This window comes from Streptomyces sp. 1114.5, from assembly GCF_003635085.1.
In the GTDB taxonomy this organism is placed as follows: Bacteria; Actinomycetota; Actinomycetes; order Streptomycetales; family Streptomycetaceae; genus Kitasatospora.
The window spans coordinates 1,328,075-1,352,970 of record NZ_RBXE01000001.1 but is presented as its reverse complement, the minus strand read 5'-3'; the positions used below and the strand labels follow the sequence as shown (position 1 = coordinate 1,352,970).

20 protein-coding genes are annotated in these 24,896 nt (G+C 73.4%); 6 read left to right on the top strand and 14 right to left on the bottom strand.

Features of this window, described 5'->3' with window-relative positions:
- Window positions 1–16: 16 nt before the first annotated feature.
- Together BX285_RS05805 and purD are read right to left on the bottom strand one after the other, a co-directional pair.
- Window positions 17–1,600 carry a hypothetical protein gene (locus BX285_RS05805; RefSeq protein ID WP_097236977.1) on the bottom strand — a complete coding sequence of 528 codons (1,584 nt, stop codon included), beginning with the start codon at window positions 1,598–1,600 and terminating at the stop codon, window positions 17–19.
- A gap of 537 nt (window positions 1,601–2,137) precedes the next feature.
- Window positions 2,138–3,385 (bottom strand): phosphoribosylamine--glycine ligase, encoded by a 1,248-nt coding sequence (purD, locus tag BX285_RS05800; protein ID WP_097236976.1) that lies wholly within the window; start codon window positions 3,383–3,385, stop codon window positions 2,138–2,140.
- 367 nt (window positions 3,386–3,752) lie between these two features.
- Between purD and BX285_RS05795 the strand changes: the two genes are divergently transcribed.
- Window positions 3,753–4,538 carry an SLATT domain-containing protein gene (locus BX285_RS05795; protein WP_257032511.1) on the top strand — a complete coding sequence of 262 codons (786 nt, stop codon included), beginning with the start codon at window positions 3,753–3,755 and terminating at the stop codon, window positions 4,536–4,538.
- A gap of 26 nt (window positions 4,539–4,564) precedes the next feature.
- Here the strand turns inward: BX285_RS05795 and BX285_RS05790 are convergent, their stop codons facing one another.
- From BX285_RS05790 to BX285_RS05780, 3 genes are all read right to left on the bottom strand, one after another.
- On the bottom strand, window positions 4,565–5,212 hold the full coding sequence (locus tag BX285_RS05790) for a hypothetical protein (protein ID WP_097236974.1): 648 nt from the start codon (window positions 5,210–5,212) through the stop codon (window positions 4,565–4,567).
- Window positions 5,213–5,332: 120 nt separating this feature from the next.
- Window positions 5,333–6,424, bottom strand: coding sequence for a GntR family transcriptional regulator (locus BX285_RS39130; protein ID WP_179852808.1), 1,092 nt, complete (start codon window positions 6,422–6,424; stop codon window positions 5,333–5,335).
- Between the two features lie 137 nt (window positions 6,425–6,561).
- Window positions 6,562–7,359 (bottom strand): carbon-nitrogen family hydrolase, encoded by a 798-nt coding sequence (locus tag BX285_RS05780; protein WP_097236973.1) that lies wholly within the window; start codon window positions 7,357–7,359, stop codon window positions 6,562–6,564.
- 175 nt (window positions 7,360–7,534) lie between these two features.
- Between BX285_RS05780 and BX285_RS05775 the strand changes: the two genes are divergently transcribed.
- Together BX285_RS05775 and BX285_RS05770 are read left to right on the top strand one after the other, a co-directional pair.
- On the top strand, window positions 7,535–8,356 hold the full coding sequence (locus BX285_RS05775; RefSeq protein ID WP_097236972.1) for a maleylpyruvate isomerase family mycothiol-dependent enzyme: 822 nt from the start codon (window positions 7,535–7,537) through the stop codon (window positions 8,354–8,356).
- Between the two features lie 160 nt (window positions 8,357–8,516).
- On the top strand, window positions 8,517–9,341 hold the full coding sequence (locus BX285_RS05770) for a Bro-N domain-containing protein (protein WP_121174611.1): 825 nt from the start codon (window positions 8,517–8,519) through the stop codon (window positions 9,339–9,341).
- A 57-nt stretch (window positions 9,342–9,398) separates the two neighbouring features.
- Here BX285_RS05770 and BX285_RS05765 read toward each other — a convergent pair whose 3' ends face one another.
- The 3 genes from BX285_RS05765 to BX285_RS05755 all read right to left on the bottom strand — a co-directional run bounded on the left by BX285_RS05765 (window position 9,399) and on the right by BX285_RS05755 (window position 13,547).
- Window positions 9,399–10,760, bottom strand: a complete 1,362-nt coding sequence (locus tag BX285_RS05765) for a nitrate/nitrite transporter (RefSeq protein WP_121174610.1) — start codon at window positions 10,758–10,760, stop codon at window positions 9,399–9,401.
- A gap of 125 nt (window positions 10,761–10,885) precedes the next feature.
- Entirely contained in the window at window positions 10,886–12,064 is a 1,179-nt protein-coding gene (locus tag BX285_RS05760) for a M64 family metallopeptidase (RefSeq protein WP_179852807.1), read from the bottom strand.
- Between the two features lie 259 nt (window positions 12,065–12,323).
- Window positions 12,324–13,547 (bottom strand): benzoate/H(+) symporter BenE family transporter, encoded by a 1,224-nt coding sequence (locus tag BX285_RS05755; protein ID WP_097236968.1) that lies wholly within the window; start codon window positions 13,545–13,547, stop codon window positions 12,324–12,326.
- Between the two features lie 204 nt (window positions 13,548–13,751).
- On the opposite strand from BX285_RS05755, the gene BX285_RS05750 reads away from it, so the two are divergent.
- Window positions 13,752–14,678 (top strand): hypothetical protein, encoded by a 927-nt coding sequence (locus BX285_RS05750; RefSeq protein ID WP_121174609.1) that lies wholly within the window; start codon window positions 13,752–13,754, stop codon window positions 14,676–14,678.
- Window positions 14,679–14,773: 95 nt separating this feature from the next.
- On the opposite strand, the gene BX285_RS05745 is transcribed toward BX285_RS05750, so the two are convergent.
- From BX285_RS05745 to pdhA, 3 genes are read right to left on the bottom strand one after another with little or no spacing between them, the layout of a single operon-like run.
- Complete coding sequence (locus BX285_RS05745; RefSeq protein WP_121174608.1) at window positions 14,774–16,246, bottom strand: dihydrolipoamide acetyltransferase family protein; 1,473 nt, start codon at window positions 16,244–16,246, stop codon at window positions 14,774–14,776.
- Window positions 16,247–16,261: 15 nt separating this feature from the next.
- On the bottom strand, window positions 16,262–17,236 hold the full coding sequence (locus BX285_RS05740; protein WP_373560498.1) for an alpha-ketoacid dehydrogenase subunit beta: 975 nt from the start codon (window positions 17,234–17,236) through the stop codon (window positions 16,262–16,264).
- Window positions 17,236–18,390 (bottom strand): pyruvate dehydrogenase (acetyl-transferring) E1 component subunit alpha, encoded by a 1,155-nt coding sequence (gene pdhA, locus BX285_RS05735; RefSeq protein ID WP_373560497.1) that lies wholly within the window; start codon window positions 18,388–18,390, stop codon window positions 17,236–17,238. The genes BX285_RS05740 and pdhA overlap by 1 nt, the downstream gene beginning before the upstream one ends.
- Window positions 18,391–18,816: 426 nt before the next feature.
- Between pdhA and BX285_RS05730 the strand changes: the two genes are divergently transcribed.
- On the top strand, window positions 18,817–19,476 hold the full coding sequence (locus tag BX285_RS05730) for a response regulator transcription factor (RefSeq protein ID WP_097236963.1): 660 nt from the start codon (window positions 18,817–18,819) through the stop codon (window positions 19,474–19,476).
- Window positions 19,477–19,541: 65 nt separating this feature from the next.
- A complete protein-coding gene (locus tag BX285_RS05725; RefSeq protein WP_257032510.1) occupies window positions 19,542–20,642 on the top strand; it encodes a phosphotransferase enzyme family protein in 1,101 nt (366 codons plus the stop codon).
- 67 nt (window positions 20,643–20,709) lie between these two features.
- Here BX285_RS05725 and BX285_RS05720 read toward each other — a convergent pair whose 3' ends face one another.
- From BX285_RS05720 to BX285_RS05710, 3 genes are all read right to left on the bottom strand, one after another.
- Window positions 20,710–22,368 carry a protein kinase domain-containing protein gene (locus BX285_RS05720; protein WP_097236961.1) on the bottom strand — a complete coding sequence of 553 codons (1,659 nt, stop codon included), beginning with the start codon at window positions 22,366–22,368 and terminating at the stop codon, window positions 20,710–20,712.
- Window positions 22,369–22,479: 111 nt separating this feature from the next.
- On the bottom strand, window positions 22,480–23,907 hold the full coding sequence (locus tag BX285_RS05715) for a protein kinase domain-containing protein (protein ID WP_121174607.1): 1,428 nt from the start codon (window positions 23,905–23,907) through the stop codon (window positions 22,480–22,482).
- Window positions 23,908–24,185: 278 nt separating this feature from the next.
- The gene (locus tag BX285_RS05710) at window positions 24,186–24,800 is read right to left on the bottom strand and encodes a bacterial proteasome activator family protein (RefSeq protein ID WP_097240113.1); all 615 of its coding nucleotides are present in this window, start codon (window positions 24,798–24,800) and stop codon (window positions 24,186–24,188) included.
- Between the last annotated feature and the right edge of the window lie 96 nt (window positions 24,801–24,896).

Here is a 24,896-nt window from a genome sequence, read left to right as displayed (position 1 = left end):
AGCGCCGTCCCGCCGGTCACAGGCGGACGGGTTTCTCCAGACGGACGTCGGCGGCGTCCAGCCAGGCGCGCAGCGGGCCGTCCTGGCCCTGCTCGACGGCCTGGGCCACCGGGCCGGCCAGGTCGGTGCGGCGGACCCCGCCGAGCAGCAGCACCGGGCCGTCCAGCCAGTCCAGGCCGGGGGCGCCGCCGGCACTGTCCACGGCCGCGCAGCAGACCATCGCGGTGACGTGGTCGACCAGCAGGTCGCGGCCGGTGCGGTCGGGTTCGAGCAGCGGGGCCGGGGCGGTGGTGCGGGCCAGCTGGGCGGCGAGGGTGGCGGCCAGCTGCTCGCCGTCGCCCTCGGCGAGCCGGACCAGCAGCCGGGTGAGGGTCGGGGAGCCGGGGCGGGACTGCGGGGCGAGCCGGTCCAGGGCGGACTGCAGGGTGGCGGCGCCCGCCCGCCAGCCGGCGTCCACCACCTCGGCCGGGTAGTCGGCCCACTCCAGCTCGTGCCAGGAGCCGGCCGCCGGGCGGCCGAAGAACAGCTCGGCGGCGAGCCGGGAGACCGCCCGGTCGACGGTGCCGGGCTCCTCCAGCAGGTCGCAGGCGGGGCGGTCGCCGAGCCGGGTGCCGTAGCCGTCGGCCAGCCGGTCACGGCGGGACAGCTCGGTGAGCGCGGCGACCACGCCGGCGTTGAGGTGGACGGGGTGGCGGCCGAGCCGCCAGGCGGGCAGCGCGACCCGGGTGAGCAGCCGGTCCCAGCCCGCGTAGGCGAGGCCGACTTGCTCCTGGGCGGCGATCCGCAGACCGTAGTCGACCGTCCTGGCCTGCTCGGAGGCCCAGCCCGCGACGGAGCGCTCCAGCTCGGCGGAGTGGCCGCGGCAGGCGCCGAGCAGCCGGCGGGTGATCCGGCGGCTGACCCGGTCGGCGAGGCCGGCCGGACCGCGCCGGGGCGGCCGGGGCGGGGCTGCCAGGGTGCCGCCGCCGAGGCCGGGGGCCGCGCCCGCGCCGGAGTCCAGACAGGCGTCCAGGCTGCGCAGGAAGCGGCGGGCGGCGGCGATCTCCGGGTCGGCGGAGGCCGCGGTGCCGGCCACCACGGGGGCGAGCAGGGCCCGCAGCTCGCCGGACCGCATCCACCAGAGGAAGGGCGAGCCGATCACCAGTACCGGAGCCGGCGGCTCGGAGTGCGGCTGCAGCCGGCCCGGCCGGCGCGTCGGCGGGACGTCCTCCAGCCAGCTGTCGCAGTCCGGGGTGAGGGCGACGGCGGAGGGTGCGGGGACGTCCAGGCGGTCGGCCAGTTCGTCGATCAGCCGGTACAGCTCGGGGGCCTCGGCGCGGTCCAGCGGGACGGCCGGGGTCCTGGGCGGCTCGGCCCGCCGCAGGGCGCGGGCGGTCACTCCGGCGATCAGCACGGTCAGCGCGGCGACCGCGCAGACCGCCCAGCGGGCGGCGTCCCAGCCGGCGGCGTCGGCGGCGCCGGGCGCGCCGATCCGGCCGGTGAACCGGCCTGCGAGCAGGACCACCGCCACGGCGGCGGGCAGGACGGCGGCGGCCAGCGCGCGGCCCCGGACCCGCAGGACCGCCTGGGCATGAGCGCGTGCGGTGTCGACAGCGGCCATACGGTGCGGCACCCCCTTCGGAGCCCTCGGGCGCCCGGAAACGGGCCCTGAGCCGACTCGAAACGATCAGTTCCGACCGGGAAGCGGAGGCGTCCGAACCCGGTAGTGCATGCTGCGTGGCGCTACTGACATTTTCGACGCCCCGGTCCGGGTGGTCGTTCCGGATCGCCCCGGTTTCCACTCGTCCCGGTGACGCCGCCCGGATTCCGGACGCCCGCGACCGGTCCGGTGCGAAGCACCCGGGCGACCACCCGGCCGGACGCCGTCCAGCATCCCCCCGCGGAGGCGCCGCTACCCGGCGGCGACCCCGGCGCGCGGGCCCCGCGCGCTGCGATCCAGCGCACCATAAGGCCGGGCGGCCGGTTGCGTCAGCCGGATGCGGGTGCTGTCACCCGATGGGCTGGAATACGACGGCCGAACGGTTCGCCCGTCCCCGGAGCCACTCCAGCCCCGAAACGCCGCGGGCGCTGCGTCCATGGGGGTTGGTTCCCACGGTCCGCAGCGCCCTCCGAGCGGCCTCGGTACGGCCTAACTTCCCTACGCGGTGGCCGCCTTCAGCGCGATGTCGGTGCGGTGCTGACCGCCCTTGAGGCTGATCCGGTCCACAGCGGCGTACGCACGCTCGCGCGCCTCGGCCAGGTCGGCGCCGGTCGCGGTGACCGACAGCACGCGGCCGCCGGCGCTCAGCACCTCGCCGTCCGCGCCGGCCTTCGTCCCGGCGTGCAGCACGAACGCGGTGCCGTCCGCCTCGGCCTCGGCCAGTCCCTCGATCGGGTCACCGGTGCGCGGCGCGGCCGGGTAGCCCTCGGAGGCGACGACCACGGTGACGGCCGCGCCCTCGTCCCACCGCAGCGGCTCCAGCTGGCCCAGGGTGCCGGTGGCGGCGGCCAGCAGCACGCCGGCCAGCGGGGTGCGCAGCCGAGCCAGCACGACCTGGGTCTCCGGGTCGCCGAAGCGGGCGTTGAACTCGATCACCCGGGTGCCGCGCGAGGTGAGCGCGAGGCCCGCGTAGAGCAGGCCGGAGAACTCGGTGCCGCGGCGGCGCAGCTCGTCCACGGTCGGCTGCAGAACGGTCTCCTGGACCTCCTCGACCAGCCCGGCGGGCGCCCAGGGCAGCGGCGAGTAGGCACCCATGCCGCCGGTGTTGGGGCCCTCGTCGCCGTCCAGCGCGCGCTTGAAGTCCTGCGCGGGCTGCAGCGGGACGACCGTGGTGCCGTCGGTGATCGCGAACAGCGAGACCTCGGGGCCGTCCAGGTACTCCTCGATGACCACGCGCTCGCAGGAGGCGGCGTGGGCCAGCGCGGCCTCGCGGTCGGAGGTGACCACGACGCCCTTGCCGGCGGCCAGCCCGTCGTCCTTGACCACGTACGGGGCGCCGAAGGCGTCCAGCGCCTCGGCGGCCTCGGCGGCGGTGGTGCAGACGTAGGAGCGGGCGGTGGGGACGCCGGCCCCGGCCATCACGTCCTTGGCGAAGGCCTTGGAGCCCTCCAGCCGTGCGGCGGCCGCGGAGGGGCCGAACACCGGGATGCCGGCCGCGCGCACGGCGTCGGCGACGCCGGCCACCAGCGGGGCCTCCGGGCCGACCACCACCAGGGCGGCGTCGAGGCGCCGGGCCAGCGCGGTGACCTGCGCACCGTCCAGCTGGTCGACCGGGTGGACCGTCGCCACCTGTGCGATCCCGGCATTGCCCGGGGCACAGTGCAGCTCGGTCACGGCGGGATCTTGGGACAGAGAGCGGCACAGGGCGTGTTCGCGGGCGCCGCCGCCGATGACGAGGACCTTCACGCCTGGCAGCGTAGTCGGTGGCCGGTTCGGGCCGCCCTCCGGTCCCGTCTGATCCTCCAGGAGAACAGCTCCGTACGCCGACGATGCCGGAGGATCCTCCAAGCCCGGAGGGGTCCGGTGGACGCTGGGTGCCCGAGTCACGACCACGGGTCACCGGGCCCTCGCTCGGACGAGTGAAATCCCGCCGACCCCCGCAACCCGCTCACCTCGGGTTCCAGGGGCCCGAACCCGTAACGATCAACCGGGAAGCTCCCCCATGGTCAGCCATTTGGCGGTAAGAAGTGCTGTTGGACAACCACCGGCAGACGTCACGTCAGTCGATGCGCCGCCAGAACCAGCCGCCCGCCCGCCACAGGGAGCCCCACAGGTGAGCCAGCCGGAAATGCAGCCCGAGGAGAGTGCCTGGGGCAAGGAGATCGGCGAGGAGGACCCGCCGGCCACCGCCGTCGTCCGGCGGGCCGCCACCCACCGCCGGAACGATCTGAGCACCCGCCAGTTCCCGCTCGGGGACTGGGGCGAGCCCGCCGAGCGACTGGAGGAGCTCTACCGCTGGTCCGAGGAGCGGGCGGTCGAAGCCATCGAGTGGTACCGCCGGGACCGGGTCTGGAAGCGCCGCTGGGCGCGCCTGCTGCGGTTCGGCACGGCCGGCTTCGCGGTCGCCGGGGTGACCGCCCCGCTGGTCGACCTGGCCGGCAGCTTCGCGCACGGCACCGGCTGGGGCTACGTCGGCCTGGCCCTCGCCGCCGCCTGCCACGGCGCCGACCGGGCCTTCGGCCTGACCTCCGGCTGGATGCGGGACGTCTCCACCGGCCAGGCGCTGCAACGCCGGCTGGAGGCCTTCCAGTTCGACTGGGCGTCGGAGTGCGTGCGCGAGGTGCTCGGCCCGACCGAGGGCACCGCGGGCGAGGCCGCCGAGCGCTGCCTGGGCGTGCTGCGCCGGTTCTGCGAGGACATCTCGGACATGGTCCGCACCGAGACCGCGGAGTGGATGCTGGAGTTCCGCGCCTCGATGACCCAGCTGCCCACCCAGGCCCCCGGCAGCTGGGGCGGGCGCTCCGAACCGGGGGTGGGCGCCCAGGTGCGGGTGCTGCCGCCGCCGGGCACCCGGCCCACGATGCCGCGCCAGCGGCCGCCGGAGGGGCCGCTGCGGTAGGGCGCCGCGGTGGGGACCGTCCTGGCTCAGGCGAAGACGATCATCGACCCCTGGGTGACGCTCCTGGCGGCCGCCGCGTACAGGCCCGACCAGGCGTGCCGCTCGCGGGCGAAGGGGTGCACGTCGTCGATCGGCGGCCCGAACGGCTGCTCCAGCCCGGTCGGGCCGAGCGGCCGGGTCGGGTCCGGGGGGTTGAGCGGGTCGATGCCCAGGGCCGGTGCCACCGCCTGGAGTTCGCGCAGCAGCCCGTGGCTGGAGCCGAGCGGGCCGCCGGAGGCGAGCAGCGCGTCGTCCACCAGCGGCACCTGGAACTCGACCGGCACGTACGCCCCGGCGTGGTCGAAGTGCCAGACCAGGTGCGACTGTTCGGCGCTGCTCTCGAACATCTCCAGCAACTGCTCGTAGTCGCCGCCGAGCGCGTCGACCGGGGTGATGTCCAGGCCGGTGAGGCCCAACAGGTAGGCGCGGCGCAGGAAGTGCAGCGAGTCGTAGTCGAAGGCGGCTATCGGCTCGACCGCCCCGCTGATGCCCGGGACGTACTCGTAGACCGGCACCTGGGGCAGCCCGTGTGAGGTCAACACCGCGTTGTAGAGCGCGAGGTCGTCCCGGAAGGGGTTGTCGGGACTGTGGCTCAGCACGTCCACCAGCGGGACGAGCCAGAGGTCGCAGGCCATGGCCGGCAGTTCCTCTCCGGGCGGCGGGGATCGCCCGCCGGGGGGCGGGGCGACGACAGGGGGCGGGGGGTCGGTACCCGGACGGCCCTTTCGCGGGCGCCCGGTTCGACGCCCGCCACCCTACCGGCCCGGGGCGGCGTGCGGGTCGGGCCGTCCCCGCGGAGCCTCGGGGGCGGGTTCGGGCAGCCGGCGGCCGAACCGGCCGTACGACAGCGAGCGGGGCTGCGGCACCAGGCCGAGGCCCAGCCCCAGCTCACGACCCAGCTCACGGCCGACCTCGTCGCCCCGCCGGGCCCGCCCGGCACCGGTCGCACCGGGCACGGGCTCCGGCCCGGACGAGGTCTCGGGCTCCGACGTGGCTGACGTCGCGGGCCCGGGCGAAGGCTCCGGGGCGGGTTCGGCGGCCGGCGGCTGTTGCGCCCCGGTCGCCTCCGCCGTCCCGGTCGCCTCGGCCGTCCCGGCCATTCCGGGCGTCCCGGTCGTCTCGGTGAGCAGGCCCAGGACCGTCACCGACTCCAGCGGCTGCCCGGCCAGCCCCGCCAACAGCCGGGCCGTGTACAGGTTGTACTCGCAGATGATCCGGTGCGCGCCGGCCAGGTCGTGCGCCTCGATCGCCCCGACCAGGTCCAGGTGGCGGTCCCAGCAGACCCCGGCCAGGGTGGACACCTCCCGCAGGTAGGGGGCGGCGAACATCCAGGACTGCACCCGCAGCCAGTCCAGGTAGTCGGCGATCCGGCGGTTGCCGAGCAGCCCGGCGACCTCCTGCCAGAAGCGGCGGTCGCAGCCCACCATCACGTCCAGGTTCCCGGCCCGGGCGGCCCGGACCGCCGCGTCGGCCCGGCGGTGCAGCGAGGGCAGCCGGCTGAGGTCGGGCAGCGCCCGGCGGGTGGTGAACTGGCGGTGGAAGCTGTCCGTGAGCAGCACCCGGGACTCGAAGATCTCCAGGAAGTCGTCCCAGCACAGCTCGGGCACGGTGAAGCCGCGGTGGTGCTCGGTCCGCAGCAGGCCCTGGGCGCCGAGGTCGACCAGCGCCTCCCGGGCCGGGGTCGCGGAGACGCCGTACAGCTCGGCGATCTCCTTGACGGTGAAGTTGCGGCCGGCTTCGAGTCGGCCGGCCATCATCTCCTCGCGCAGCGCGCCGGCGATCTGCTCGCGCAGGCTGTTGCGGTGGATGACGGGGCGCGGGGTGGGGCCTGCACCGTCGCCAGGCATGGGCGCGACCTCCTCGGGCGGGCCGACCGGGCCGGTCCTCACGGACCGGCGGGAACACGACGAGTGCTCATCTTCTCAAACCCGTGCGCGCCAGGTACGAACCAACCCTCCGTGGTCGATGCACCCAGGGCTTGTCCCTAGCGCTGGACCGGTGCCGGAATCCCCAGCAGGCGGTCCCGCAGCACCGGGAATTCCTCGCGTGCCCTGGCCACCTCGGCCGGGTCGAACTCGACCGTCAGCACCTCCTCCGTCATCCCCGCCTCGGCCAGCACCCTGCCCCACGGGTCCACCACGACGCTGTGCCCGGCCTGCTCCACCCCGGCGTGCGTCCCGGCGGTGTTGCAGGCCAGCACGAACGCCTGCTCCTCCACCGCCCGCGCCCGGGCCAGCAGCGTCCAGTGCTCCCGCCGCCTGGCCGGCCAGGCCGCCGGGACCACCAGCAGCTGCGCGCCGGCGTCCAGCAGCGCCCGGAACAGCTCCGGGAAGCGCAGGTCGTAGCAGGTGGCCAGGCCCAGCGTGGCGAAGTCGGTCGGCGCGGTGACGATCTCCTGGCCGGCGCCCATCACCACCGCCTCACCGCTGTCGAAGCCGAAGCGGTGGATCTTGCGGTAGGTGTGCACCAGCTCGCCGTCCGGGGCGAACAGCATCGACGTGTTGTAGATCGGCCCGTCCGGATCCCGCTCGACGATCGACCCCGCGTGCAGCCAGACCCCGGCGGCCCGGGCGGCGGCCGCCATCGCGTCCGAGGTGGGCCCGTCCAGCGTCTCCGCGCCGTCCGACCAGAGGTCGTACGCGAAACCGCCGAGCGGCCACAGCTCCGGCAGCACCACCAGGTCGGCGCCCTGCTGCGCCCGTACCAACGCCGCCGCCCTGGCCCGCCGTTCGGCGGGCGGCTCGGCGTCGGAAACCGCGAGTTGGATCAATGAAGCGCGCACAGTACCACCGTCCACGGCAAGAGTCCTACGATCGTCACCCGAAAGCGCTGCCCAGCTGTCTCCCGGCAGCGTAACGTGCGGTTAGCGTGCGCGCCCGGAAGCCGGACCATCCCGGCCGGCCGTGACGGCAGGGCGCGAACGGGCAAGGAAGCTGACGGAGGGCCGGAGAATTCCCGTGACGGACAACCAGACCGTGCAGGCTTACACCGAGGCGTGGACCCAGAGCATCGAGTCCATATCGGAGCTGGTCGCCCCCCTCCCCGAGGACTCCTGGAACCGGGCCACCGAGTGCCCCGGCTGGTCCGTCCGGGACGTCGTCTCGCACGTCATCGCCGTCGAGTCCGAACTGCTCGGCGACCCCCGCCCGATCCACTCGCTGCCGCGTGACCTGCGCCACGTGGCCAGCGAGTTCGCCCGCTACGTCGAACTGCCCGTCGACAAGCGCCGCTGCCACACCGCGCTGGAGATGACCAGCGAGCTGGAGTACACGATCATCCGCCGCTCCCGCGCGCTGCGGAACGCCAAGCAGACGCCCGAGGAGCCGGTGCGCTGGCCGGGCGGTCCGCTCGCCAGGGACGTCCCGTACCACCAGCTGCTGCGGATGCGGGCCTTCGACGTCTGGGCGCACGAGCAGGACCTGCGTCGCGCCCTGGGCATCCCCGGCAACCTCGACGCCCCGGCCGCCCTGATCGCCCGGGACCTGCTGCTGGAGCTGCTGCCCAAGGCCGTCGCCAACAAGGCCGGCGCCCCGGCCGGGACGACCCTGGTGCTGGACGTCACCGGGCCGGTCGAGTTCCTGCGCACCGTCCGGGTCGACGCCACCGGCCACGGCACCGTGGACGAGTCGATCAGCCTGGCCCCCGACGTCCAGCTCACCATGGACTGGGAGACGTACCTCCGGCTCGCCTGCGGCCGCGGCCGTCCCGGCCCGGTGACCGCCGAGGGCGACCAGGAACTGGCCGAACGGGTGCTCGCCAACTTCGCCGTCACCATCTGACGTCCCCGGGCGCGCACCACCCGGCGTGCACGAACGAGTGCGCGCCGGGTCGGCACCACTCGTGCACCCATGCGTCAACCCAGCACCAGTCACCTCACCTGTTCGGCCTCGTTGTTCCGGGCAGTCCTGCCATCACCCGGAAGAGGAGGAGGACGTCCCTATGGACGACGAAGAGAAATCGATGGTGCTGGTCCGGTCGAGCTTCCCGGTCACGGGTCAGCCGATCAGGGTCGTGATGATCGACGGGGTGCCGTGGTTCGCGATCAAGGACGTGTGCGCCGTACTCGACCGGGGCAGCCCGGGTTGGGCCGGCAGGATGGTCGGCCCGGACGACAAGCGGACCATCGATATGCGCTCGGTATGGGTGAGTTCAACTCACCCATACGACGTTTCCGCAGGTGGGAATGGATCCGTCCGTGGAAATCCGTTGCTGAGCCTCGTCAGTGAGGCAGGGCTCTACCTCCTCGTCATGAGGTCGAGGAAACCCAATGCCCGGCCCTTCCAGGACTGGGTGGCGCGCGACCTCCTCCCCTCCATCCGCCGCGGCGACACCGACGTCCCCACCCAGCAGCGGCGGATGGCGGAGACCCTGGCCGAGGCGATCGGGCAGCAGGTGCAGATCGTCGCGGAGATCGACCACGAGGACTGGCCCGGCCTGACCGTCCACTCGGATGGGACGGTCCACTGCCGGCACGGGGAAATGATCCTCCACCTGCCGAGCCGGGAGGAGGACAGCGGACCACCGTTCGGCCCGTACTTCGCCTGCCCGAGCGACGAGCGGGTCGGCATCCGGGGCAGCCGGGTCGTCCCGGGCTGCCCGAAGCTGAAGCTGGTGGACCTGATGCGCCTGCGCCGCGAAGCGCAGCACGCCCCCAGTACCGAGCCCATTCCGGAGCACGGACCGATGTACGCGGAACTGCACGGCGCCCGGCTCGTCGGGACACCGTTGCAGATGGCCGCCTTCATGCGGGAGTACGGCCGCTGATGCCACCGCCAACCCTCACTTGACGTGAGGGTTGCGGCATTTCCACAGGCCGGAACCCTACGGCGCCGCCGCCGCAACCTTCCGCCGCAGCCGCAGGATCATCGCCGTCCCCACTGCCAGCGGAACGTACTGCCAGCAGAAGGCCCAGCGGAAGGCGTCGGCCGAGTAAGCGCCCGCGCCGGCCGGGGAGAGGGCGTCGAGCAGGACGCCGATGCCGAAGAGCGTGATCATCGTGCCGATGAAGCCGCCCATGTTGACGATGCCGGAGGCGGTGCCGAGGCGTTCCGCCGGGTTGCGGGAGCGGGCGTAGTCCAGGCCGACCAGGGAGGCCGGGCCGTTGCTGCCCATGACCAGGATGATCCCGACGAGCAGCCACATCGGCGGGTGCCCGCCGGGCCAGGCCAGCACCAGGGCCCAGCCGAGCGCGGTGGTCCCGATGGTGGTGAGCACGATCGGCATCCGGGCGCGGGCCGAGGCGGAGAGCAGTCGCCCGAAGAGGAAGCCGAAGGTCATGTTGCTGAGCACCAGCAGGGTCAGCAGCCCGCCGGCTCCGGCGCGGGACATGCCCTGCGCCTCGACGAGGTAGGGCAGTCCCCAGAGCAGGCCGAAGGCGTTGCCGGGGAACTGGGTGGTGAAGTGCACCCAGAGGCCGAGCCGGGTACCCGGTTCCCGCCAGCAGGCGAGCACCTGCCGCCCGACCTTCGGCCGGGCCACGGCCGCAGCCGCAGCCGCAGCCGCCACCTGATCCACCGGCCGTACGGCAGCCGCCGGCGCCTCCTTCAGGAAGAGGGCGACCAGCGCGAACACCGCGACGCCCAGCACCGCGATCGCGGTGAAGGTGGGCGTCCAGCCCTCGCTGTGCAACGCCTCGGCGAGCACCACGGTGGTGATCAGGTTGCCGCCCATGCCGGCCAGGCCGGTCAGCTGCGCCACGAACGGGTTCTTCGCGGCCGGGAACCAGCGGGCGGCGATCCGCAGCACGCTGATGAAGGTCATCGCGTCGCCGCAGCCGAGCACCGCCCGGGAGCCCAGTGCGGGGGCGAAGGAGGAGCTGAACGCGAAGGCCAGCTGGCCGGTGCTGAGCAGCACGATACCGATCAGCAGCACCCGGCGCGGCCCGAAGCGGTCCACCAGCAGGCCGACCGGGATCTGCATGGCCGCGTAGACCAGCACCTGGAGGATGGAGAAGGTGGAGAGCGCCGAGGCGCCGATGCCGAAGCGGTCCGCGGCGTCCAGGCCGGCCACCCCGAGGCTGGTGCGGTGGATGACGGCCAGGATGTAGACGCTGGCGCCGATGGCCCAGGCCAGCCAGGCCGCGCGGCCACCGGGCGGCGACGGGAGGGCCGGAACGGGCTCGGCAGTGGTGCGGGGAGCGGGGACGGACAGGGGCAGGACTGAACGGGCGGGCTCCACGGGCATAGTGCGACCCAGACTAGTCATCCCATGATCGGATGGTCTGGGCGGGGCTCGGTCGCCCGGAGCCCGTGACGGTCTCCCCGGGCCGCAGCCGGTCAGCGTCCAGCCGCAACCGACCTCCCCCGGCCTCAGCCGGTCAGCGTCCAGGACACCGACCGGGTCATGTAGCGGTCCCGGAAGCCCTCGTCCCGTACCCAGTCGGTGGTGTCCCGGACGGTCGCCGTCACGGTGGCCGTCCGGCCGGCGGGGAGGTCCAGCTGCGCGGTGTCCAGCCAGGAGCCGTCGGCGGACTGCGGCGTGACCGGGACGCCGTTCACCTTCCACTCCACCTTCAGCTGCCGCGGACCGGTCAGCGGCAGCGGGCGGACATCGAGCCGGGGCCGCCCGGTGACCTCACCGGGCGACGGCAGCGGGGGGTCGGTCGGGCGGACCTTGCGGTACAGCTCCTCGACGATCGCCTCGCGCGAGGGCAGGTTGTACGCGCTGCCCAGGGTGCGCATCACGGAGTCGGGCGTGGGCCGGTAGAGGCCGTTGGCGCTGCGGTACGCCCCGACCTTGCCGGCGCCGTCCGGGGACTCGGCGCCCAGCCAACGCCACCACTTGGTCTGCTTCTTGCGCATGTCGTCGGCGTTGAGGGTGGAGAGGTTCGGGTAGTCGGCGTCGTCCGGGGCGCTGTCGTACTCGTCGCCGAGGTCCCCGACGGTGTGCCCGATCTCGTGCTGGATGATCCGCCCGGCGTCGGGGCTGCCGCCGGCCAGGGTGGTCACCCCGGTGCCGCCGGCGCCGCCGTACTCCGTGGAGTTGGCCAGCGCGATCAGGTACTGCGGCCCGGCGCCGTCCCCCGCGTAGCGGGCGGTGGCGGCCTCGTCGGCGCAGAGCAGCCGGGCGGTGCCCTCGCACCAGAAGTGCATGCCGAGCGGGGTGGCCGGGTTGCGGCCGCGGCTCTCGGTCTCGGCTATCCCGGAGGACGGGGAGACGACCTCGACCCGCCTTATGTTGAAGAAGCCCTGGTAGGTGCGGAAGGGCTCGATGTCCATCAGTGCGTGCCAGGCCTTGTCGGCCTGCTGCCGGAACAGGTCCTGTTCGCCGGCCGTGTAGCCGTCGCCGAGCAGGACCAGGGTGATCCGGTTGGCCGGGTCGCCGGTGCGGCGTATGTCGACGGTGGGGGCGGCGACGGGTATCCGCTGGTCGGCGCGGAGGGCGGTGTGCGGCGGCACCGCCCGGTCGGCCGGGGCCCCGGGGCCGATCACACCGAACGGCGAGGGGCCGACCAGCTCCAGGGCGGCGGGGAGTACGGCGGTGGACACCAGCACGAGCGCGGCCAGACTCCGAACGAGACGGCCAGGGTTGCCAGGTGGCATTCGGGTGCGTCCTCGGGGCTCCGGTCACCCGGCGTCGCCCGGGTGGTGGAGCGGAGACGTACCCGGACCGGCGTGTCGCCCCCACCGGCGTCCGCAAATGTCACCGACCTGGCCGAACGATCCGCATCCTCCCAGCCATACGAGCCACCCGGACCATGCGGATCATCCATGCCATACCAATGACTACTCCAATGGCTACTCCTCCTCAGCTCCTCCGGAAGTCCAGCAGCAGATGGGTGCCCAGCCCGAAGAGCAGCCCCCAGAAGGCCGAGCCGATCCCGAACAGGCTCATCCCCGAGGCGCTGGCCAGGAAGGTCACCACTGCCGCGTCCCGCCCGCGCTCCGCCGCGACCGCCGCCGCCAGGCTGCCCTGCAACGAGGCGAGCAGCGCGACCCCGGCGATCACCGCGATCAGTTCCTTCGGCAGTCCGGTGAACAGGCTCACCAGCACCCCGCCGAAGCTGCCCACCAGCACGTAGAGCACCCCGGAGGACATCCCCGCGACGTACCGGCGGCGCGGGTCCGGATGGGCCTCCGGGCCCGAGCAGATCGCCGCCGTGATCGCCGCCAGGTTCACCCCGGGCGAGCCGAACGGTGCCAGCAGCATCGACACCGCGCCGGTCGAGCCGATCAGCAGCCGGTCGTCCGCCCGGTAGCCGAAGGCCCGCATCACCCCGAGGCCCGGCGCGTTCTGCGAGGCCAGCGTGACGATCGTGAGCGGCAGCGCCAGCCCCACCAGGGCGGCCCAGGAGAATGACGGCACCGTCAGCACCGGGACGGTCGGCCCGCCCGAGCCGAGGTGCAGCGGCAGTCCGACGGTGAGCGCCGCCAGCACCCCGCCGACCGCCAGCGCGACCGGCACGGCGTACCGCGGGGCGAACCGCTTGGCCAGCAGGAAGGCCGCGAAGCTGCCGACCACCAGCACCGGCGCGCTGTGCACGGCGCCGAAGATCCCGGCGCCGAAGGAGAACAGGATGCCCGCCAGCATCGCGTTCACGATCCCCACCGGCACCGCCGCGATCAGCCGGCCGAACCAGCCGGTCACCCCGAACAGGGCCACCACCGCCGCGCTCACCAGGAACGCGCCGATGGCGTCCCGGTACGGGTAGTCACCCAGGCTGGTCACCAGCAGCGCGGCTCCCGGGGTGGACCAGGCGGTGATCACCGGTGTCCGGGTCCACCAGCTCAGCGCGAAGCCGCTCACCCCGCTGCCGATCGCCACCGCCCAGATCCAGGACGCCGTGTGCGCCGCGTCCAGCCGTCCGGCGGCCGCCGCCGCGAGCACCACCACCAGCGGCCCCGAGAAGGACACCGCGACGCACACCAGCCCCGCCAGCAGCGCCGGCCCCGACACGTCCCGCCGCAACGACCGGCGTTCCCCGCTCCCGACCGGCGCCGTCTCCGGTCGGACTGTCAGCTCATCCGTCATTCCGGCAGTATCCCGAAGCCCGCCGGAAGACTCCCGAAAAAACTTTTGAACTCACCTGCAACCCCCGCGGGGGATGCGCGTCCATACAGATGAAGGCACGGAGAGCGAGACCGGCAGAGCCGGGGGGCGCTTCCGCTCACGAGGAGCGGAGCCGGTCGTCTTCACCAACACACCGTCAGTCACATGACCTTGGGGAGTCACGTCATGCGTACGTCCGTTATCACCCGTTTTGCGAAGAACGACCGCGCCTTCTCCGCCCGCCGCCGCATCGCCACCCTCGCCGCCGCCACCGTCCTCGCCGGCGGCCTCCAGCTCCTCGCCACCGACACCGCCTGGGCCTGCGGCGCCCCGGACGACGCCCCCGTCACCGCTCCGGCGAAGCCCTCCGCCGCCGACGAGCAGGACCAGTCCGTCGAACTGCACGGCCAGGGCGCCACCAGCACGTTCCTCGCCGCCCCCGGCGCGATCACCGCCGGCGGCCCCAAGGTGGAGTTCGACGTCCAGTTCTTCAACGGGACCGGCGCCGACTACCACCGGATCTTCCCGGGCATCTCGTTCTTCAACACGAAGGGGGCCACCCCGAAGCCCTCGCAGGTCACCGCCGAGGTGATGGCGAACGGCACGTGGACGCGCGTGACGCTGCACAACGGCTGCGACCCGGCGATCGGCGGCGCCGTCCCGTCCGCCGGCGGGCCCCTCGCCGACGGTCACGCCGTCCGCTACCGCTTCCGGGTCGGGCTCTCCGCCGACGTGGCCAAGGGCATCGACGGGCTCCAGGTCACCGTCACGCCGAGCGAGGGCCGGGGCGTGAGCACCGACGTCAAGGTCGTGCACCCGGCGTCGCCCGCCAAGCCGACCACCACGGCCAAGCCCGCACCCTCCAAGGACACCGAGCCGGCCGCCGACCGGACCAAGGACGCCGCCCCGGCCCCCGAGGCTCCCAAGCCGTCGACCCCGACCGCCGCACCGACCACCGCCGCGCCGGCCACCACCGCGCCCGCCGGCACCCCCGAGCTGGCCCACACCGGCGCCTCCTCCCGCAACACCTTCCTCGCCGTCTCCTCCGCCGCCCTGCTCGCCCTCGGGGCCGGCGTCCTGATCGCCGTCCGTCGCCTCCGCCCCCGGCGGTAGGGCCGGCACACGAAGGAGGGGCCCTCCCCCGCACGGCGAGTGCGGTGGAGGGCCCCTTCTTCCGTCTCAGGCCGGACGAGCCGGACGACGGGACGTCAGCCCCAGGTGATCAGGCGCTTCGGCTGCTCCAGCAGGGCGGCCACGTCGGCCAGCACCTTGGAGCCCAACTCCCCGTCCACCAGGCGGTGGTCGAAGGAGAGCGCCAGCGTGGTGACCTGGCGCGGGACGACCTTGCCCTTGTGCACCCACGGCAGTTCCCGGACCGCGCCGAAGGCCAGGATGGCGGCCTCACCCGGGTTGAGGATCGGGGTGCCGGTGTCGACGCCGAAGACGCCGACGTTGGTGATGGTGACCGTCCCGCCCTGCATGTCGGCCGGGGAGGTCTTGCCCTGGCGGGCGGTCTCGACCAGCTCGCCGAGCGAAGTGGCCAGCCCCGCCAGGGTCTTGGACCCGGCGTCCTTGATGTTCGGGACGATCAGGCCGCGCGGGGTGGCCGCGGCGATGCCGAGGTTCACCTGGCCCTTGATGACGATCTCCTGGGCCGCCTCGTCCCACTGCGCGTTGATCTCGGGGTGCCGCTTGATCGCGGTGAGCAGCGCCTTGGCGACGATCAGCAGCGGGCTGACCCGGACGTCCCGGCCCAGCTCGCCGCTCTCCTTGAGCCGGCGGACGAACTTCATCGTGCGGGTCACGTCGACCTGGACGAACTCGGTGACGTGCGGGGCGGTGAAGGCCGAGGCCACCATCGCCTGCGCGGTCGCCTTGCGGACGCCCTTGACCGGCACCCGGACGTCGCCCGCGGTGGGCACGGGCACCGGCGCCACGACCGCCTCGCCCGCGACCGCCTCGACCGCGACAGCCTGGGCCGCCGGGGCTGCCGCAGCCGGGGCCACCGGAGCGGCCTGGGCGGCGGCGTACGCGTGCACGTCCTCGCGGGTGATCACGCCGTCGCGGCCGGTCGGCGTCACCGCGCGCAGGTCGACGCCGAGGTCCTTGGCCAGCTTGCGCACCGGAGGCTTCGCCAACGGCCTTTCCCCGGAGGGAACTTCAGCGACCGGAGCGACCGGCGCAGCAGGAACAGCCGGGGCGACCGGAGCAGGTGCAGCCGGAGCCGGCGCCGTCGCGGCGACCTTGGTGGTGGTCGTCCGTCGCGCCCGGCGCTGGGTGCCGCCGGTGCGCGGGCCGTACCCGACCAGCACCTCGCGGCGCTCCGGCACGACCTCCTCCTCCGCGACGGCGACCGCAGCCGCAGCCGCAGCAACCGGCGCCGGAGCAGCAGCCGAAGCGGCCGGAGCCGCAGCCCCCGCCTCCCCGGCGACCGCAACGGAGATGATCACGGTGCCGACGTCGACCGTCGCGCCCTCGGGGAAGAACAGCTGCTCGACCACCCCGTTGAACGGGATGGGCAGCTCCACGGCGGCCTTGGCGGTCTCCACCTCGCAGACGACCTGCCCGTCGGTGACGGTGTCACCGGGCTTGACGTACCAGCTGAGGATCTCGGCCTCGGTGAGGCCCTCGCCCACATCGGGCATCTTGAACTCGCGGAGCGAGCGAACTTCGGTGGTCATCTTCGCTCCCCGGAATCAGTACGCGAGCGCGCGGTCGACGGCGTCGAGCACGCGGTCCAGGTCGGGGAGGAAGGCCTCCTCGACGCGGGACGGCGGGTACGGCGCGTAGTAGCCGCCGACCCGGAGGACGGGTGCCTCCAAGTGGTAGAAGCACTTCTCCGTGAGCCGGGCGGCCAGTTCGGCGCCCATGCCCAGGAAGACCGGTGCCTCGTGCACCACGACGGCGCGGCCGGTGCGCTTGACCGACTCCTCCAGGGTGGTGAAGTCCACCGGGGAGAGCGAGCGCAGGTCGACGACCTCCAGCCGGCGGCCGTCCTCCTCGGCGGCCGCGGCGGCCTCAAGGCAGACCTTGACCATCGGGCCGTACGCGATCAGCGTCGCGTCGGTGCCGGGCCGGACGATCCGGGCGTCGTGCAGGCCCAGGTCGGCGGCGTCGCCGACCTCGCCCTTGTCCCAGTAACGGCGCTTGGGCTCCAGGAAGATGACCGGGTCGTCCGACTCGATCGCCTGCCGCAGCATCCAGTGCGCGTCGTGCGCGCTGGACGGAGTGACCACGCGCAGACCGGCGGTGTGCGCGAAGTACGCCTCGTGCGACTCGCTGTGGTGCTCGACGGCGCCGATGCCGCCCGCGTACGGGATGCGGATGGTGACGGGCATCTTGACGTGGCCGAGGGCGCGGGCGTGCATCTTCGCCAGCTGGGAGACGATCTGGTCGAAGGCCGGGTAGACGAAGCCGTCGAACTGGATCTCCACCACCGGGCGGTAGCCGCGCAGCGCCAGGCCGATCGCGGTGCCGACGATGCCGGACTCGGCCAGTGGGGAGTCGATCACCCGGCCCTCGCCGAAGTCCTTCTGCAGGCCGTCGGTGATCCGGAAGACGCCACCGAGCTTGCCGATGTCCTCGCCCATGAGGAGGGTCTTCGGGTCGTTCTCCAGCGACTTGCGCAGCGCCCCGTTCAGCGCCTTGGCGATGCTCAGCTGACCGGCCATCAGTGGTTCTCCCCCGCCTCGAAGGAGGCCGCGTACTCGACGTACTCGGCCCGTTCCTCATCGACCAACGCGTGCGGCTCGCTGTACACGTGGTCGAAGATCAGCGTCGGGTCCGGGTCCGGCATGCTGCGCACGCCCTCGCGCACCCGCAGCCCCAGCTTCTCGCTCTCGGCGTCGACGGCGGCGAAGAACTCCTCGTCGGCCAGGCCCTCCTTCTCCAGGTGGGCGCGGAGCCGGGAGATCGGGTCCTTGGCCTTCCAGGCCTCGGTCTCCTCGTTGTGCCGGTAGCGGGTGGGGTCGTCGGAGGTGGTGTGGGCGCCCATCCGGTAGGTGAACGCCTCGATCAGCACCGGGCCGTTGCCGCTGCGGGCGTGGTCGAGCGCCCAGCGGGTGACCGCCAGGCAGGCCAGCACGTCGTTGCCGTCGACCCGCACGCCGGGGAAGCCGAAGCCGGAGGCGCGGCGGTACAGCGGGATCTTGGTCTGGGTGGTGGTGGGCTCGGAGATCGCCCACTGGTTGTTCTGGCAGAAGAACACGACCGGCGCGTTGTAGACCGAGGCGAAGGTGAAGGCCTCGTTGACGTCGCCCTGGCTGGAGGCGCCGTCGCCGAAGTACGCGATGACCGCGTCGTCGGCGCCGTCCTTGCTGATGCCCATCGCGTATCCGGTGGCGTGCAGGGTCTGCGCGCCGATCACGATGGTGTACAGGTGGAAGTTCTTCTCGTTCGGGTCCCAGCCGCCGTGGTTCACGCCGCGGAACATGCCGAGCAGGTTCAGCGGGTCGACGTCGCGGCACCAGGCCACGCCGTGCTCGCGGTAGGTCGGGAAGGCGTAGTCGCCGGTGCGCATGGCGCGGCCGGAGCCGACCTGGGCGGCCTCCTGGCCGAGCAGCGAGGCCCACAGGCCCAGCTCGCCCTGGCGCTGCAGCGCGGTGGCCTCGCCGTCGAACCGGCGCACCAGCACCAGGTCGCGGTAGAGGGAGCGCAGCTCCTCCGGAGTGGTGGTGAGGGGGTAGTCCGGGTGCTCGACCCGCTCGCCTTCCGGCGTGAGCAGTTGGACGAGCTCCGGCTGGGCGTCCGTACCCGCGGCGCGGAGGGTGTCAGGGACAGCGGGGGCCGCCTTCTTGCGAGCCCTCGCCGTGCTTTTGACGGTCACGTTCACTCCTCGGTCTGTCCGGCCGCCCGGGGTCGCCGGTGACCGGTCCGGTCACCGCCTCGCGGGGCGCGCGTGGGTGTGCGCACCTACTGCGGGGCAGGTGGTGATCCTGTTCCGACGGCGTCCCTCACGAGAACGTTACCCAGCGTCCGCCCTCGGCGCGCTTGCGCTAGGACGTCCTACTTGTTCAGGGCCTACAACCCCGAGGGTGCCGCGTTCGGGTCGTCGTCGGAAGGGTGGGGGTGACGGACGGCGTGACGCAGCTCTCAATTCGAGCGCCTTCAGGACACCAGCGCACGTTATCCGGGCGGACGCCCGTACGTAAGGGGGTTCCCGGTATCGGTTTGGGCTGGGCCTGGCCGGATCACGTCTTTACGGCGATGCGAGCGATAGGTCTTTCCTACGGTGTTATGGGAGGCTTTGGTCGTGACTGATAACGGACGAATCAGGGTATTCCTGCTCGATGATCACGAGGTCGTCCGGAGGGGCGTGCACGACCTGCTGTCGGTCGAGGACGACATCGACGTGGTCGGCGAGGCCGGTACCGCCGCCGAGGCGCTCACCCGGATCCCGGCGGTCCACCCCGACGTCGCGGTCCTCGACGTCCGGCTGCCGGACGGCAACGGGGTCGAGGTCTGCCGCGAGATCCGCTCCCGGCTGCCGGAGATCAAGTGCCTGATGCTGACCTCGTTCTCGGACGACGAGGCGCTGTTCGACTCGATCATGGCGGGCGCCTCCGGCTACGCCCTGAAGGCGATCCGCGGCACCGACCTGATCACCGCCGTCCGCGACGTCGCGGCCGGTCGCTCGCTGCTCGACCCGGTCGCCACCAGCCGGGTGCTCGCCAGGCTGCGCGACGGCGGCGAGAAGGAGGACGAACGGCTGGCCCAACTCACCAAGCAGGAGCGGCGGATCCTCGATCTGATCGGCGAGGGGATGACCAATCGTCAGATCGGCAACGAGTTGCACCTGGCCGAGAAGACGGTGAAGAACTACGTCTCCAGTCTGCTCGCCAAGATGGGCATGGAGCGACGCACCCAAGCGGCCGCCTACGTGGCGCGGCACCAGGCCGACCACCAGTACTGATCCGAAGACTGCACAGACCTGACGGTTTGTCAAGGGACCCCGCCAGTTGGCCATAACCTCTGGCTGTGACTTTCAGCCAGACCCTCGCCTGCGCCCCGGCCCGCCCCGATCTCTCCGCACCGCCGATGGGGACCCTCAGCCCGCCCGTCCCGCACCACGCGCTCGCCGAGGTCCTGGCCCGCTACCCGGTGGGGCGCCTGCTGACCGCCGAACCGGTCGCCGAAGGCCTGCTGAACCGGGGGTACCGGGTCACCACCGAGGCCGGCCCGTACTTCCTGAAGTGCTACGTCGACACCGCCACCGCCAGCCGTCCGAAGATCCTCGCCCACCACCGCGCGATGGCCGCGCTGAACACCCTCGGACTGCCCGTCGTACCACCGCTGACCTGCGCCGAAAGGTCGAACACGGTGGCCGCCGCGAGCGGCCGGATGTTCGCCCTCTTCCCCTGGGTCGACGGCCGGCACCGGCACGGCACCGAGCTCGACCTCTCGCAGTGCGACGCCCTCGGCGCGCTGCTCGGCCGGCTGCACGGCGCACTCGACGACATCTGCGCCCCCTTCGAACAGCCCGCCGGCTACCGCAGCGCCGACCCCGCCGACAGCGCCGGCCTCGCCCGCGACCTGCGGCGCAGCGCCCGCGAGCACCGCCCGTACGGCGAACTCGACGCGCTCGTCGAGCGACGGCTCACGGAACGGCTGGAACTGCTCGCCGACCACGCCCACCGCCGCCCCGCCCCGCAGGCCGCCCCGCCCACCGGCTGGACCCACGGCGACTTCCACGGCCTCAACCTGCTGTACGGCGAGGGCCCGCAGGACGGCCGGCTCACCGCCGTCCTGGACTGGGACAAGCTCGGCCCGCAGCCGCGCGCCGAGGAGGCCGTCCGCGCCGCCACGCTGCTCTTCAACGACCGGGACTCCGGCGCCCTCGACCTGGTCCGGGTGCGCCACTACTCGCAGGCCTACCGGGCCTCCGGCGCCGCCACCGCCGAGCACCTGGCCGCCGCCGCCCACCGGGTCTGGTGGGAGCGGCTGAACGACTTCTGGATGCTGCAGTGGCGCTACCAGCGGGGCGACCACCGGGCCGACCCGCTCTACCCCGCCTCGGCGGGCCAGTTGGCGTGGTGGTGCCAGGAGTACGAGCAGGTCCTGGACGCCTTCGCCAACTGACCACCGCATCGACGCACCGCGCCGCCGGCCGGTCGCGGGCCCGGCCGGCCGCGGCAGGCCGCCCGCGTCAGGGGACCTGCGGCGTCCCCGTCGGCTTCGGGTCCGGCTTCGGCGGCGGGTTGGTGGGCGTGCCGCCGCCGCTGCCCGAGGTCGGCGACGTCCCGGAGGTCGGCCCGCCGGTCGAGGTCGCCGAGGACGAGGCCGTCGCCGAGTGGCTGGCGCTCGCAGTCGGCGTCGGGGTCGGCGTGTGCTTGCCCGAACTCGCCGACGGCGACATGTTGTTGCCGCTGTTCCCGCTGTTGTTCCCGCTGTTGCCGGTGTCGGTCGGCTGCTGCGGCTTCCGGCTGCCGGAGACGGACGCCGGCGGGGTGGGCAGGCCGCTCTGCGAGGGTGTCGTCGTCTCCGTCGTGCTGACCACCGGGGCGGGCGTCGGGGGCACCACGTGGTCGTTGTTCCCGCCGCCGCCGCTCAACGCGAACCCGATCCCGGCACCGGCCGCGACCAGCACCGCTATCCCGCCGGCCACCCAGGCCCACGGCCCGCGCCGCCGGCCGTGGTCCTCCCCGTCGCCGCCGTCGTCCTCGCCGCCGCCGTACGGTCCGCCGGGCGGCGGGTAGGGCGTGTAGGGGGTGCTCGGGCCGCCCGTCGAGTAGGGCAGCACGGAGGTCTGGTCGCTCGCGCCGACGGCCCCGAAGGCGGCCGTGGCGGCCGCCTGGTCCGGCCGGAGCACCTGGGTGGCCCCGGTGTCGCCCGGGGCGCCGGCCGCGCCGACCCAGCCGGCCCCGCCCGCGCCGTGCATCTCGCGCAGCGCGTGCTGCACGTGGGCGCGGAACTCGTCGGCGTCCTGGAAGCGGTCGTCCGGGTTCTTGGCGAGCGAGCGCAGCACCAGCGGGTCGAGGCCGGCCGGCACCCGGCTGTTGGTCTGCGAGGGCGGCACCGGCATGTCCTGGACGTGCTGGTAGACCACCGAGAGCGGGGTGTCGCCGGTGAACGGCGGGCGCAGCGTGAGCAGTTCGTAGAGCATGCAGCCGGCCGCGTACAGGTCCGAGCGGTGGTCGACCGGCTTGCCGAGCGCCTGCTCGGGCGAGAGGTACTGCGGGGTGCCCATGACCATGCCGGTCTGGGTCATCGTGGTGGCTCCGCCGGTCAGCGCGCGGGCGATGCCGAAGTCCATCACCTTGACCGCGCCGGCGTTCGTGATGATCACGTTGGCGGGCTTGATGTCGCGGTGGACGATGCCGTTGCGGTGGCTGTAGGCGAGCGCCTCCAGCACCCCGGCGATGATGATCAGCGCCTGGTCGACCGGCGGCGCCTCCTCGTCCGCCAGCAGCTCGCGGACGGTCCGGCCCTCGACCAGCTCCATCACGATGTACGGCGTGGACTCGTCCCCGACGTACTCCTCGCCGGTGTCGTACACCGAGACGATCGAGTGGTGGTTGAGGGCCGCGACGGCGTGTGCCTCGCGGGTGAACCGCAGCCGGGCGATGTCGTCCTGGGCGAGCTCGCCGCGCAGCAGCTTGACCGCGACGGTGCGGCCCAGCCGCACGTCCTCGGCCGCGAACACCTCGGCCATGCCGCCGCGGCCGAGCCGGTGGGTCAGCCGGTAGCGGCCGTCCCCGACGGTGCCCAGCGGCGCGGCGGTGCCGCGGCCGGGGGTGTGCGGGCCACCGGCCCCGGTGAACGGCGGCGCACCCGCGTCATCGTCCGGCTGCTGCGTCTGTGCCATCGCTCCTCGCCCCGGGCGTTCGCTCGGATCGCGGTGCCCTGTCGCTTACGTATCCCCGAACGCTACCGCTTCCCGGCGCGACCGTGGCACCCGCGAACCGGCCGGAGGACGTCAGACCAGGCCGTTCCGGTCGGCCGGGAGGTCGAGTACGCGCACGTCGGCGGGGCGCTCGCCGCCGGCGTGACTGAACTTGCCGTTGGTCTTCTTGTCCGCGTTGTTGACCACGATCGCGATGATGATGCCGGCCAGCACGAGCACGCCGATGATGATCCCGACCACGACCACCGCGGTCGAGCAGCCGCCGCCGCTGGGCGCCTTCGGCTGCTGGTACGGCGGCATCGGCTGCGGCATCGGCTGCTGCTGCGGGAAGGGGTGCGGGGTGTGCGGGGCCGGCGGCGGCGTACGGTACGCGGGCGGCGGGGTCTGGTACTGCGGCTGCGGCTGCCCGCCCTGCTGGAGGTACTGCGGCTGCGGGGTCGGCGGCGGCGTACGGTACGCGGGCGGCGGGGTCTGGTACTGCGGCTGCGGCTGCCCGCCCTGCTGGGGGTACTGCGGCTGCAGCGTCTGCGGGGCCTGCGGGGCGGCGTGCACCGAGCGCGGGCCCTCGTTGATCACCAGCGGGGTGCTGGCCTGGAGCTTGTGCCCGCTGCCGCCGCCCTTGGCGGCCTCGATCAGCCGCTCCGCCTCGTCCCGCATCGCCGCCGCGCTCTGGAAGCGGTGCGCCGGGTCCTTGCGCAGCGCCTGGGCGACGAAGGCGTCCACCTCGGGGGTGATCGAGCGGTTGACGGTGGAGGGCGCCGGCGGCTCCTCCTGGACGTGCTTGTAGGCGATCGAGAACGCCGAGTCGCCGTCGAAGACGAGCTGCCCGGTGAGCATCTCGAAGAGCATCACGCCGACCGAGTAGAGGTCGGAGCGGGCGTCGACCGGCTTGCCGAGCGCCTGCTCGGGCGAGAGGTACTGCGGGGTGCCGACCACCATGCCGGTCTGCGTCATCGAGGTGACGCCGGATTCCAGCGCCCGGGCGATGCCGAAGTCCATGACCTTGACATTGCCCTTGCGGTCGAACATGACGTTGCCGGGCTTGATGTCGCGGTGCACCAGGCCCATGTCGTGCGAGGCCTCCAGCGCGTTCAGCACGCCGACGGTGACCCGCAGGGCCGCCTCGGTCGGCATCGCGCCGTACTGGCCGATCGCCTCGTTGATCGCCTCGCGCAGGCCCTGGCCGTCGATCAGCTGCATGACGATGTACGGCGTGCTGGAGCCGTCCGGGGCGATGTCCTCGCCGCTGTCGTACACCGTGACGATGTTCGGGTGCTCCAGCCGGGCCACCGCCTGGGCCTCGCGGCGGAACCGCTCCTTGAACGAGTCGTCCCGGCCCAGCTCGCTGTGCATGCTCTTCAGCGCGACCTGCCGGTCCAGCACGCTGTCGTAGGCGAGGTGCACGGAGGCCATGCCGCCCTCGCCCAGCAGCCGCTGCAGCACATAGCGGCCGTTGCCCAGGGAGAAGCCCTCGACCGCCGCGTTGCCGTGCTCGCTCATGGTCCTCTGCTCCCCCTCGGCGCGGCCGTGCTGCCGCCGCCGTGACGTTCGGTCTCGTCCGTGCGTGGTGGGCCCGGCCCGCGGGCCTGGCGGACCCCTGTCGCGGCGGCTCGACCGGCCTGCGACAGGGGTCAGGGTATCGGCTCGCGCCGACGGTGATCGGCCCAGGGCCGATCCTGGCCCCGGGCCGCCGGCACCGGATCGCGGCGGCGCGGCCCGGGGCGGATCGTCGTGGTACGTCCGGTCGGGCGGCCGCCCGTCCCCGCCGCCCGGTGTGGCTACAGGTACGGGCCGGAGCGGATTCCGCGGCCCTGGCCGGGCTCGTCCTCGTCCTGGTCGCCGCCGTGCAGACCGGGCGGCAGCGCCCGCCGCATCTGCTCCAGCTGGGCCCGCGCCGCCATCTGCTGGGCGAACAGCGCGGTCTGGATGCCGTGGAACAGGCCCTCCAGCCAGCCCACCAGCTGGGCCTGGGCGATCCGCAGCTCGGCCTCGGTCGGAATGGTGTCCTCGGTGAACGGCAGCGAGAGCCGCTCCAGTTCGGCGACCAGTTCCGGCGCCAGGCCGAGTTCGAGTTCCTTGATCGAGCTCGCGTGGATGTCCTTCAGCCGCACCCGGCTCGCCTCGTCGAGGGGCGCCGCCCGGACCTCCTCCAGCAGCTGCTTGATCATGCTGCCGATGCGCATGACCTTGGCGGGCTGCTCGACCATCTCGGTCACCGGGAGCTCACGCGGCGCATCGGCCTCGTCGTCCTCTTCACCCATCGGACCGGCGAAGCCCTGGCCCACGGGCAGCCCGTCCGGTCCGACGATCAGCACCTTCTGGCCGTCGTGCGACTGCCCGCCGGCGGCCTGGTACGGCTCCTGCGACGAGCGCTCGTTCATCGGATTCGTCATGAACAACATTCTCTCTCACTGGGGTTGGTCGGGCGGAACCCCCGTTCGTCCCGCCGGCCTGCGCCACCCGTGACGAAGGTACGCCTCCAGGCGCGG